At 31.9% G+C, this 11,816-nt stretch carries 15 protein-coding genes; 9 read left to right on the top strand and 6 right to left on the bottom strand.

All coding sequences use genetic code 11. The features are described 5' to 3' along the window. Window positions 1-147: 147 nt before the first annotated feature. On the bottom strand, window positions 148-402 hold the full coding sequence (locus AC6EJA_RS02585; protein ID WP_498503015.1) for a hypothetical protein: 255 nt from the start codon (window positions 400-402) through the stop codon (window positions 148-150). A gap of 274 nt (window positions 403-676) precedes the next feature. Here AC6EJA_RS02585 and AC6EJA_RS02590 point away from each other — a divergent pair, with 274 nt between their 5' ends. Further along, on the top strand, window positions 677-1,315 hold the full coding sequence (locus tag AC6EJA_RS02590) for an SOS response-associated peptidase (protein WP_498503530.1): 639 nt from the start codon (window positions 677-679) through the stop codon (window positions 1,313-1,315). 336 nt (window positions 1,316-1,651) lie between these two features. Then, the gene (locus AC6EJA_RS02595) at window positions 1,652-2,764 is read left to right on the top strand and encodes a sterol desaturase family protein (protein WP_498503016.1); all 1,113 of its coding nucleotides are present in this window, start codon (window positions 1,652-1,654) and stop codon (window positions 2,762-2,764) included. 121 nt (window positions 2,765-2,885) lie between these two features. On the opposite strand, the gene AC6EJA_RS02600 is transcribed toward AC6EJA_RS02595, so the two are convergent. Beyond that, window positions 2,886-3,524 carry a DUF938 domain-containing protein gene (locus AC6EJA_RS02600; RefSeq protein WP_498503017.1) on the bottom strand — a complete coding sequence of 213 codons (639 nt, stop codon included), beginning with the start codon at window positions 3,522-3,524 and terminating at the stop codon, window positions 2,886-2,888. Window positions 3,525-4,064: 540 nt separating this feature from the next. Here AC6EJA_RS02600 and AC6EJA_RS02605 point away from each other — a divergent pair. Beyond that, window positions 4,065-4,472: a DoxX family protein gene (locus AC6EJA_RS02605; RefSeq protein ID WP_498503019.1), complete on the top strand. Its 408-nt coding sequence runs from the start codon at window positions 4,065-4,067 to the stop codon at window positions 4,470-4,472. A 571-nt stretch (window positions 4,473-5,043) separates the two neighbouring features. Here AC6EJA_RS02605 and nei read toward each other — a convergent pair. Beyond that, window positions 5,044-5,871 carry an endonuclease VIII gene (nei, locus tag AC6EJA_RS02610; protein ID WP_498503021.1) on the bottom strand — a complete coding sequence of 276 codons (828 nt, stop codon included), beginning with the start codon at window positions 5,869-5,871 and terminating at the stop codon, window positions 5,044-5,046. A gap of 254 nt (window positions 5,872-6,125) precedes the next feature. On the opposite strand from nei, the gene AC6EJA_RS02615 reads away from it, so the two are divergent. From AC6EJA_RS02615 to AC6EJA_RS02625, 3 genes are all read left to right on the top strand, one after another. Then, window positions 6,126-6,380 carry a DUF2839 family protein gene (locus AC6EJA_RS02615; protein WP_498503022.1) on the top strand — a complete coding sequence of 85 codons (255 nt, stop codon included), beginning with the start codon at window positions 6,126-6,128 and terminating at the stop codon, window positions 6,378-6,380. 10 nt (window positions 6,381-6,390) lie between these two features. Continuing rightward, window positions 6,391-6,537 (top strand): hypothetical protein, encoded by a 147-nt coding sequence (locus AC6EJA_RS02620; protein WP_498503023.1) that lies wholly within the window; start codon window positions 6,391-6,393, stop codon window positions 6,535-6,537. Between the two features lie 110 nt (window positions 6,538-6,647). Further along, window positions 6,648-6,779, top strand: a complete 132-nt coding sequence (locus AC6EJA_RS02625) for a hypothetical protein (protein ID WP_498503025.1) — start codon at window positions 6,648-6,650, stop codon at window positions 6,777-6,779. A gap of 292 nt (window positions 6,780-7,071) precedes the next feature. Here the strand turns inward: AC6EJA_RS02625 and AC6EJA_RS02630 are convergent, their stop codons facing one another. Continuing rightward, window positions 7,072-7,782, bottom strand: coding sequence for a histidine phosphatase family protein (locus tag AC6EJA_RS02630; RefSeq protein WP_498503027.1), 711 nt, complete (start codon window positions 7,780-7,782; stop codon window positions 7,072-7,074). A gap of 785 nt (window positions 7,783-8,567) precedes the next feature. Here AC6EJA_RS02630 and clpS point away from each other — a divergent pair. The 3 genes from clpS to AC6EJA_RS02645 all read left to right on the top strand — a co-directional run bounded on the left by clpS (window position 8,568) and on the right by AC6EJA_RS02645 (window position 9,459). Beyond that, window positions 8,568-8,864, top strand: a complete 297-nt coding sequence (gene clpS / locus AC6EJA_RS02635; protein WP_498503028.1) for an ATP-dependent Clp protease adapter ClpS — start codon at window positions 8,568-8,570, stop codon at window positions 8,862-8,864. Window positions 8,865-9,139: 275 nt separating this feature from the next. After that, window positions 9,140-9,310 carry a hypothetical protein gene (locus AC6EJA_RS02640; RefSeq protein WP_498503029.1) on the top strand — a complete coding sequence of 57 codons (171 nt, stop codon included), beginning with the start codon at window positions 9,140-9,142 and terminating at the stop codon, window positions 9,308-9,310. Then, window positions 9,307-9,459: a hypothetical protein gene (locus tag AC6EJA_RS02645; RefSeq protein WP_498503030.1), complete on the top strand. Its 153-nt coding sequence runs from the start codon at window positions 9,307-9,309 to the stop codon at window positions 9,457-9,459. The genes AC6EJA_RS02640 and AC6EJA_RS02645 overlap by 4 nt, the downstream gene beginning before the upstream one ends. Window positions 9,460-10,038: 579 nt before the next feature. Here AC6EJA_RS02645 and cobA read toward each other — a convergent pair. Together cobA and AC6EJA_RS02655 are read right to left on the bottom strand one after the other, a co-directional pair. Further along, on the bottom strand, window positions 10,039-10,872 hold the full coding sequence (cobA, locus tag AC6EJA_RS02650) for a uroporphyrinogen-III C-methyltransferase (RefSeq protein ID WP_498503032.1): 834 nt from the start codon (window positions 10,870-10,872) through the stop codon (window positions 10,039-10,041). Beyond that, window positions 10,869-11,663 carry a CbiX/SirB N-terminal domain-containing protein gene (locus AC6EJA_RS02655; RefSeq protein ID WP_498503033.1) on the bottom strand — a complete coding sequence of 265 codons (795 nt, stop codon included), beginning with the start codon at window positions 11,661-11,663 and terminating at the stop codon, window positions 10,869-10,871. Before AC6EJA_RS02655 ends, cobA begins: the two co-directional genes overlap by 4 nt. Window positions 11,664-11,816 lie beyond the last annotated feature (153 nt).

Here is an 11,816-nt window from a genome sequence, read left to right on the forward strand (position 1 = left end):
TAATGAACTAAAATTAGTTATACAATTTATAGACCATTAATCTTAACCTGATGCAAGAAATAAATGAGAAAAATTTTCTTCATTTTATTTTTATAACTCAATTAGAAAAAATTCTTGGATATATTTCTTACTTAGAAACTTACTAATCTAGAAAATTCTGGACATTTCTGAATTTCTTTGTTGAGGCCTATATCTGATTAATTCCTTATAAGAACTAAATACCATGAAAAGAAAGGGAGCAATAAAGGATGTAGCAGCAAGGAATGCAACAATTTGGATTGGCTTTAAATAAAGTTTTTTTAATAGGGGGTCACCACATTGACCACATATCATTACTCCATCAACTCTTCGCTTATGAATCTGATACCGAGATGAACAATATGGGCAATAATATTTAGTCATTTCAGGATTCTTTCATGCCTTAACCTTTGTTAGGATGATAGGCGTTCATACTATAGACTTTTAAATATTAAAATTGTTTAATTGATTCGTCTTTTGATTTGGAGGGAAATTTTACTTAAATAACAGGAAAAGATTCTCTTGATTACCTTTTTTACGAGGCATTTCAAGACCTGAAATGCAGAAATTTAAATTTGTATTCAAAATTATTGAACTTATTGCTATCTTTATTAATATCTTGACCGATATTTACAGACTTTGCTTATCAAAAACATCTATGTGTGGAAGATATGAGCTTACAGCTGAATACGAGAAACTTCCCTCTTTGCTTAAGAAAAATCATCCTGAAGGATTTAAAGAAAATTATACGAAACAAGATTTAATTAGGCCAAATGACCCCGTAATTGTGATTAAAAACGAAGGTAAAGTAACCACTTCCATAATGCTATGGGGGTTCATTTCAGAGTGGGCAAAAGATCCTCTTAATAAAGAAATACCCAGGCCATTTAACGCAAGAGCTGAAACTATAAGAGAAAAGAAATTATTCAAGGGAAGCTGGAGACAAAAAAGATGTCTTTTTGCAGCTAGTGGTTTTTTTGAAAAAGGTTACAGGATTAGTAGGAAAGATCAAGAAACGTTTTGGATGGCGGGATTATGGAATAGATGGATGTCTTCAGAGGGGAGTGAAATTGAAAGCTGCTGTGTCATAACTACGGAACCAAATGAATTAATCAAACCCTTTCATAATCGTATGCCTGTAATAATTCCAAATGGCCTTGAAGAGAAATGGGTTACCTCAATTAAGAATACAGATGATTTAAAAGCACTCGAACCTATCCTAAAAGGGTGGGAACCTGAAGAATGGCAATCCGAATTAATTGATAAAACCTCAAATATTCAGCTGAGCCTATTCTGAAAGTAAAAAACTGTGAGGTTTGATTTCTTAAAAAACTAACCTGAGAGCAGAGCTAATCTTTTATTTGTGAGATTTATAAAAGGCAATGTTTTCAACATGGAAAACCAAAAATGGAATAGCCCTATAAACATTTAGTTAAATAAAAGTCTTGATTAAATGACTTCAAGCCGAAGCAACCTGAATTGATCAATAACAAGACAAGATTGACAAAAAGCAAACTGAAGACGAACAAACAGTGTGAAATATAAAAAAAATATAAGAATCTTAGCCTGATCGTCCCAAATAAATAGTCAAAATATCATTCCGTAATTAGTATCGGACCAAATTTAGAAGGATATGAGCCTCGAAAAAAACATAAAGGAGGTTAGAACCTCAGGTTTTCTAAATTTCATGATGAATGAGAAAAGAACTTATTTAGCATTATCTGTATTGATATTTTTATTAATCCCTAAATGCATATGGATGACGAAGAATACATTCCCTGTTTTTCTTATAGGGGAGATAGATATAAAAAATCTTCTGGATTTTGAAAATAATAATGTAAGTTACACAAATGCAATTATTCTTAAATTTGGATTTTTAATATTTCCATTTATTCTATTGACAATTTTCGAGATAATACGTAACAAGTATTTTATAAATAATATCAAGCTAACTAGTCTATATAGAATTAAGGAATCTAAAGGATCTAATCTTGCTGATGTTTGGTATTTCATACTAAATAATTTAACTGGCAAAATTGGATTCTTAGCAACACTAGGAACATTAGGAATTGCAAATATATACAAATCATACAATGAATTTATAGATAATTTATATCAACTAATTATTCCAGGTGAATTTAATATGGATATGCTTATATATATATTTATTTCTTCACTTTTATTGGGCGATTTCGTTAGCTATTGGGCACATAGGATATCTCATAAATATTTCTGGGAACTCCATGAATTTCATCATTCTGCTACAGAAATGACTATGCTAAGTTACTATAGATTAGGTCTAATTGAATCATTTACAGTAGAAGCTCCCTTGGTACCATTAAGAATACTTTCAGTAATATTAATAACTAAATCTCTCAGTGAAGGTCAATGGATTGTATACAATACATATATAATTTATAATATTATTCTTCAATTATTTATATATTGCGGTCATGGCTCTACAAAAATACTTTTTCCTAAACCACTCTCATATATATTTTTAAGTCCTAGCTTACATTGGCTTCATCACTCAGATAATCCTAACCACTATGACAGTAATTTTGGAACAATTTTTTGCTTTTGGGATAGAATATTCGGAACTTATCTAGGTGAGGAACATCTAAAAGACATTACTGGTTTTGGTGATCCAAATAGTCAATATAATAAATATCATCCTCTTTATTCTTATTTTATTGTCCCTATAAGAAAGCTATCTAGAAAATATAGGAAAATGCTTTTCACATAATTTTACAAGTAAACAGAAATTAAAATAATTATTCAGTTAACATCAAACCTAATTCATAAATCTTGGGTTATATATCTAACAAATATAAAGAAAAATTGGGATTCAAAGATAAACTTTTAACTTAATTCATCTTGTATATCACTGAAAGATTATTCGCTGGCATTGATATGACTTTATATTGATAAAAGCCATTATTTATAGCTATTTGGGTTACTTCTCCTAAATCTCGAACACCCCAAGTATAATTTTGTTCTTTTAGTAATTTGTCAAAATAAAAATTACTTTTACTTGTGTGCTGACCTTCTATTTTAAAAGGACCATATAACATCAAATGCTGGTCGCTCACTAGAAGTTCAGCTGATCCTTCAAAAAGAGCCTTTGTGCTGTTCCAAGGTGAAATATGAATCATATTTGCACACATAATGAACTTAATAGAGGAACGTAACTCCGGTAATAGAGGCCATGGTCTTTTCTCAACATCTAAGTCTAAAGGTTCTGGCATTTGTTTTATTAAACCCTCATGTTCAATCCAAGAGCTGATGCTTTTTCTATATATTTCATCTGGATCACTTGTCTGCCAAATAATTTCTTGGAAACGTTTTTGAAATGCTACGCCATGCTCACCACTACCACTAGCTATTTCAAGAACAGTTCCACTCCTTGGCAGAACTTGAGATAATGCATCACCTATGAAATCTCTATTCCTTGTTGTCGCTGGGAAAAGAAGTCTTTCATCACGAGAGTTTTTCTGATCATCCATGAGGTCGCTTCCAGTTTGTTGGTTGTATGAGATGAACTTAAAAAATAATTAAAAATTACATAAACAATATAAAAATCCTATTCAAAAAATAGCGGAGGTTGCTGAAAAATTTTTTTACGTTTCACCTATTGAGTGAAGAAAAAATGAAACGTTATCTAATTTTGAGGTTATTCTATAGATTTATGATATCTCTTAATTAGCGCTGCGATCTTTATGAATGGGGAAGATGGAATTAATTGTTTTTGAAAATAATTGAATGATAATTATAATTTTTGATGTTTTTTGAACGTAGCAAATATTACACATGTCTTTTCTAGAAATACTGAAAGGAGTGAAGAGTTTTCTAAGGCTATCTTGCTACAAAACTTTTTTAAGGATCTTTTTATTAAAAGTAATTGAACAACACTAATAATCTTTTGTAATAAAAGGAACCTATTTAAATTAAACCCATCTAACTACTGTGGAATTCTTCTCGTCATGGCATCAATTAAATAAACCTTAATCAAAGTTAGTTTTCAGATGTTGATCGTAAAGATTGTAATGAATAAGTTTTTTAGCTATTTATATGTAGTAACCACTAATTTAATTATGGATCTAAAGAGATTCTATTCATTGAACTTTCTGGGAAGATTACTTCTCAGTGCAATTTTTATAAATGCAATTCCAGGTAAGATCACTAACTTTAGTGCTCAAGCTGAATACATAACTGGAAGAGGCTTTCCAGAGCCAGTTGCGATTGCAATGATGATTGCAGCTATAGCACTTCTAGTAGGTGGTGCCGTTTTATTGATTTTTACCGAAAAAATCAAATTAGCATGCTACCTACTATTAATTTTCTTAATACCCGCAACAGTTATTTTCCATTTAGTTCCTTTCCAAATTGCTGCTGTCGCTCGAAATCTTTCAGTTATTGGGGGATTATTAGTTGCTATAGATAAATCTAATTAGCAAAGAAAAGTAGTTATCCGCTTCCATAAAAGTCTCTACCATCAACGTTCATTAAGGTTTTGTAGCTTGACTCATTTTTCTTATCGCAAAGATGAGGCAAGCTACAAAGCTTTTTTTATAGATCAACGAAAATCATTGTTTTTTTTGAGGGATACCAACCTTTCACTTTTTTTATTGACTGAATTAAAGCTTTGATCTCTTCTTATATTAATGTTCACCTTATTAAGAACTTTGATACGTACTCGATAATTTTCCTTATGTAACCTATAAGAGCCTTCGAGACTCTAAAACTCTTTCTGTTTTTATTTGCGTGTAATTTTTTCTAATTCAATATCAGAGGTAACAAAAACTGTTCTCATAGAAAAACAAAAAGATTAAGAAAATACAGCATCAAATGAAGATGAATACATCAACTTACTTAACTATCCTGACTCTGTGATTTGAAATTCAAAAGGAGGTAACTCGATATTGTGTATTCTGCCTTTACAAATAAGACCGGTTGAAAGTACTTAATCATTGGGTATACCAAAAGTCATCTATAGAATGGCGAGGAAGCTATCTCAATAAAAAGTCACCTTTCAGAAAGTTGACAGTTTGGACAATAATCTAATTTTCTTTTCCCGTACCATTTTCTCTCTATCAAGCCACTGCACTTTATGCATCCATAACCACATCTCATAAATACTGCATGCTTGTAAGCTCTTCTTGGTTCGCCATTAGATTTATTCTCATCAGCTATTGATTTAGCCACTGTAAAACCACCTGACTTGTAAGCTAAATTGGAAATGTTTTTAATTGACTTTGCCCATTCCATAATTTTCTGTTTATCTAGATCAAATGGTCTATCATCAGGATGAATTCTGGCATCAAATAAAATTTCAGATCGCAAATAATTTCCCAAACCAGCAAATGCAGATTGATCAATCATTAAAGAAGATGCTTTTTTCTTGTGAAAGTTTTTAGAATTTAATCTCTCGAATATTAATTCACTAGTACAAGACTCACATAGCACATCAGGACCGATACGTTTTAAGAATGGATGTTCAACTTCGTTGCATGTTTGGATTATTTCTATATCAGTCGCCGACCATAGTCTGACAGTATGTTTATTTGTTTTAAATACGACTCTTAATGTTCGATTTGAATTGATTTTTGTTTTGCTTAGATTAACTGTCCATCGTCCATAGAGTTGATTATGACTATACATCGACCATCCATTCATAAATCGGATAAGCATTGCCTTCCCTCGTGTTGTAATTTCTTTAATATCTTGATTTTTCACTATTTCTGTTTTCGCCTTAATAGGTTGGTATAAAAAATTACTTTCAATAATTACCTTATGAACCAGAACTTTACTGAGCCTATCAGCAGCTCTTTTTATCTCAGGCCCCTCTGGCATTTCAAAAATTCTATTCTACGAAAATTTGTTTTCTTCCGGGGTCACTCAAAAGGTTAAGAGGAAGCTACTGATGACTGTCCGCTCTTTAGTTTTAATGAGAGTAATACAACTTATGAAAATAATTTTTTTAAGTACCACTTTTAAGTTTTATAAAATAGTTTTCATTATTAATTTTAAATCTATTTATACACTTTATTAGTTTTTTCTTTCAGAAATTACGGGAAAGACGGCATATTTTATGAGCTATTTTAATTTTGAGATCACGTTCTTTTAATTTTGCTTTTAAAGTAATGTTTTATTTGAAAAACATGGGAGAAGCAAAAAGAAGGAAAAAGCTTGGATTGCCGCCAAAAACAAAAAAACAAACAAAGAGAAAAACAAATGAAAACAGCTTCTCATGGTTGAAGTTCTCAGTACAAGATTTCAAACTTCAATACCCTGCTGCTCCGTTGGTTTCGATAATTTTAGTACTAGCTGTTTTACAATGGGGGATCTCACTAAACAGCTAAAGATATTCAAGTGGAAATCCTTAATGAGTTCAAGATTATTGGTGGAATTATTCCAAATGTAATTGGGTTAGCAATCTTTTGTGGAGTAATTATTTATTTTGATCAAACTAGAAAAAGGAGAGTAAAACGGGGAGAAAAAGTTCCACCTCATCAATAAGACATAAGCGTTGTTCAGTTATTTTTTTTTTTTCAAAAAAATACACTCCGTATATATTTCCATCGCTTCTAAGAAAGAAGGGCTAGAAAGGGTAAAGAGAAATTAAACTTATGACTGATGTCAAATTAAATCCTGATTCCGATGACGTAGGAAAGAAATTCAAGATTATTGGAATTTCAGTAACACTAGGCTTAAATGCAATGGTATTTATTTGGTATTTTTTCTTCTCAGGCCTGATATAGCCAAAAAATACATATTACTTACTTATCCAAGAATTACAGTGAAATTTATTGAATTTTTTCAAAAAATTCTATCATTAATCACGGCGAAAGTATTATTCTGATTGATATATTGGTTGCAAGTTACCCACTGACAATTAAGAGATTTTTGCAAATCAAGGAAATTTATTCATAATAATTATATTGACATTGCTTAAGAACTTTTATTTAATCATCAGACAAAATATACATAGTTAATAAATTTTATTTAATTTAATAATTTAAAAATCTATAAATATAGTATGATTATATCTAATTATAATTTAGCCCATTCAGAGGGTAAAATATTGGCAACTAATTCAAACTTACCATTATCAAGAGGTTTTATTATGTAAGCAATTCCCTGTGGATCGGGATAAATACCAGTTGCTGATTCAAAAATGTCATCATGACCAACAATGATTGTATTTTTTCCTTTTTCTGGTTCTGCAGATAAAATCGGATTAACATTTTTCCGCATTAGATCGATATGATCAGAAGTGTAGTCTTCATAAGGGAGAAAATTTAAACGAGAATCTTTTCGATCCACTCTTCCAAAAGCATAATTTGCAGTTTTCCATGAACGACAATATTCACTTGTGATTATTGTCCCTATTGGAATTTGTTTGTTTGTAAACACTTTTCCAATATCTCTAGCATCCTGGATTCCCTTGAAACTTAATTTTCTTTGTGTTGAGCAATCTGTTAGGTCTAAATCTGGATCTATTTGATCAGCATAATCTTCGAAAGTCTGTGCATGTCTAAAATAAATTACATATCCACCATTTTTGAGATTCTTAAGAAGCTTTCTTGAAGATATTTTATCCTCAAAATCCCTATTAGCGATTTCTCCATCTGAGAGTGCTAAATTAACATATCTAAAATCAAAGAATTTCTTATAAGTATTATCTGGATTACTGGCATGGGTACTTAATGCTGTTCCAAAAATTATAGCGGATGTGAAAAGAGCCCATTTTGTTAATTGCATGGTAAGTGATTTACTTACTATAAGGTACTAGAATTCTGGAGTTTAAGATTTAAGATTTATACAATTAGTAAATACTTATTTATCTTTTATGAAGCTTTTATGTACTTAACAAAGAAATTCAAATGCTATTAATCAAATACTGCATCTATTGATTTTAATTTATGGTTTTAGATTGAAAAAAAAGATTAAGAGATGGAATAAAAAACATAAAAAATCACTCGTTATGTTCTAAATGCAGCTTGGATTTTCATTGTCATTCAGGGAATCTTAGCATTTTCAGAACACGGAGCCAAGATACCATTTTCAGGAAAATGCTTTGGTCGCCATAAACATTCAGTTTGGAACTAATTCAAGACTTTAGAAATTTACTTTTTCTTAATTAATTATCTACACAAACCAACCGAAACTCTCTCAAATAGCCAACAAGATTATGATGATTTTCGCTGGTTTCATGCAGAAAAAGGCATTATTATTAGTGAATATTGTACAAAAATAAAGACTTATTCTTTTATGAGAAAATTCAGCAACAAAAGCAATTCAAAAGAAGGCTATTTGCCCCCCTTCTTATTATTCTCTCTAATCAGGCAAAGGTCGCAATTGGCCTTGTTTGGGATTGTAAAGGGAGTGAATAGTCTCATAAAACCTCCTTTCTTACATCTTTGTTCTAATCCTTCTATTTGCTTAATAGAAGTAGGAGAACACTACAAAATTGTGAATAAAAAGTTAAAGTGAAAGCTCTCTTGAGAGTCGATTTTTCTTGGGGGCATCGGCCCTAGATTTTATTTATGGAGCAAGAAACTACTTCAACTACTACAGTCTTAGAACCAAGGACAACAAAAAGAAAATATCCAGAAGCAAGAATAATAGTTCTTGATGATGACTTTAATACGTTTGAACATGTAGCAAATTGTCTTGAGTCAATCATTCCTGGAATGAGTGAAAAAAAATCATGGCTACTTGCTTTCGAAGTAGATAGGGAAGGATTGGCAGAAGTATGGAGAGGCCCCTTTGAACAGGCAGAGCTATATCATCAACAACTTATTAGAAAAGGATTAACAATGGCTCCAATTGAAAAAGCATAAAATTTTCATTCGTATATGGACTCTCAGCAAAGCAATAGAAAAACTCTTTTCTTGAGTTCATCTTTATGGGGTGGGCTACTGGGATGCAATAAACCTCATAATAATTGGATTTTCAGTGCCACTTGCACTTGCCTTAAACACAATTATTTTTATTAATTATTTCTTCTTTTCAGTCCTTCACTGATTAAGCCTAAATATCAGGAGAGGCAAAAGATATACCCCTTTAATACATAAAATTTTAAATGATATGTAATTCTTAAAAGGCTTCCAATTCTATGGCTTACTATCAAGTTCACGGTTTAATCCCTGACACGCTCTCTCAGTCTGAGGGGTATGAATTATTCGAGCAATACATTGCAAATGGAGCACCTAAAGATAACTTTGATGGTTTTGAACTGATAAGTAGAGTTCATGCTCCTCAAACCGGGGAGGTATTTGTAACTTGAAGGCTGATAATCATCTAAAAGTGGATGAGCACTTTGCAATTTGGAGAGAAAAGTTTGGAGTTGAGTGGGATGACAAGCCAGTTTTTAACGATGAAGAAGTTATTAAAAGGAATAAACAGGTTGCCGAAGAAATAGCAGCGATGGGGTAATTGAGGATTAAAAGAATTTATAAGACAAGTATTTTTTTATGCTGCAAAATTCAATTGAGAGACTAGATTTATCAAAATCATCTAAAACATATAAATTCATCTCTGACAAAAGCATTGCATATCAACCCAAATAGATTCTTCAAGATTGGTCTTACTTTAGTCACCTCAACTTTTTTTATTTACGGCTCAAGGCAGGCGCCAATCTTCAAGAATTTCCTTCCTAGTGCTTTCTCTTGTTCTGGTACTGGTTAACCAAGCTTTAATTTTCAAATCAAAGCGTGAAAGGGACTGAAAAAGATCAGTCCTTTTTTTTTCATTAGATGAGGGGCTTAATTTTCACCAAACATCAAAACACTAGAAGTAAATCCTTAGGAGATTTACCAGAAGAAGGACGTCATGAAATGAGACTGCTATGTAACCAACCGAGGCGACAAAATTTGAACCTACGACATAGTGCTCCTCAAGCGAACGATCCGTTGATTATCAACTAATACTCTTTTTAGTATTTAAATTTTCCATTCTCTCTAAAGGGTTTAGGGGAAAATTCTCATAACGTAAATAGAAGTTCTTTAATAAATATCAGATATCAACCGAAATACATTCTTTCTCATTTCTAAAACTCATCAAATCTTTTAATTTAGTAAGCGTTAGATGACTCGGGATAGGTGAACACTTATCAATTTGATGATTAATAATTTCACCAACAACCACTATTGAAGGAGATAGAATTCCATTAGATTTCTTCTCTTTAAGAAGTTTATTTAATGGTGCCTTAATACATCTCTGATTCAGAAGTGTGGCTTGATGAATAATTGCTGATGGTGTCGAGGGATCTAAACCGCCAGATATTAATTCGTTAACAATGTAATCAAGATTATGCATCCCCATATAAATAACTAGTCCATCACTTGCATTCGCCAATGCACGCCAATTAACAGTATGACATTTTTTATTATCTCCCTCATGTCCTGTCACGAAAGTCACTGATGATGCCGCTTCTCTATGAGTCAGGGGTATACCCATATAGGTAGGAGCTGCCATACCTGAGGTAATACCTGGTACAACTTCAACCTCTATACCATTACGAACCAACCACTCTGCTTCCTCTCCTCCTCTACCAAATAAGAAAGGATCTCCTCCTTTAAGACGCACAATACAAGAATGATCTTTGGCTAATTCAACTAAAAATTTATTGATTTGATCCTGAGTGAATGTATGATCCCTACGTCTCTTTCCCACAAAATAATGCCTACAAGAATTAGATGTATATTTAAGGAATTCTTTTGGAATTAATGAATCATAAATTAAAGCATCGCATTTTTTTAGCAATCTACTTGCCTTCACTGTCAATAAATCTGGATCTCCTGGACCAGCTCCAACCAAGTACACCTTGCCTTTATTAAAAGTAGTCATGGCATGATTGATAAAATTTTAATTAAATTAACTAGAAATAAATCAACCTCTAACAATGAAGATATTGAATCACTTTTTCTTAATCCCTCAGTATTTTTGTTGGGAGCTAAGGCGAAAGGAATCGGAGTGAATGTTGTATCTAAGCCATCTGGAGAAGCTTTCCACTGAGTCCAGCTGATAATTGGTATTTTTAATATCCTTTTTAAATTTTTTAGATAATTATTCCCAAGTTTCCCAGTATTTATAGGGTGATGGAGCAATATAGACTTTTCTTTTTGTGATTTGATCATAACAAAGTACTTCAAAATTGAAATCCAAAAAGGCCAAGAACCTAAAAACGGAATTAGTTTTACATCAACTCCTTGATTAATTAAACGCCTGAATATAATAGGAATATCATTTTGGACATGTTTCCCTGGTAATAAAAATAAAGGTACAAGCAAAATAGAAGATGAACTTGAAGGCATGGGCTGCTCTTGAGTTAGGACCTCTAAGTCCACATGGGTTCCTCTTAGATGTTGGACTTCTCGAACTAAATATTTAAATAAATCATGAACTTCTCCTCCTGCAGATCCATGTATTACTAACCTCAGATCTCTAGATGGATTCGAATCTTTAATATTTGGTATAACTCGCGACAGATCTTCCCTAAAAAAAAATGTTGAAGTTGGATTAATATCAACTAAGGGATTTAAGCGATGAGAAAAAGAAGCCATAGAAGGGGCGGATATAAGATGATTAACAGAAGGCAAACTGTTAGAAGGTCTAAACAATTTAAGAGTCTGTTCCATAGAGACCTGGCTGCCATGAACCAAGTTTGGATAATGCTGAAGGAAGGAACTATGAGAGCTTTTGGAGAAATAGGACGTCAATACTATTGATTCGCTAAGATATTCAAATAATCAAAAAGAATGTAATTTATATGTAATTAATGCTACCAAAAA

This window comes from Prochlorococcus sp. MIT2309, from assembly GCF_059772305.1.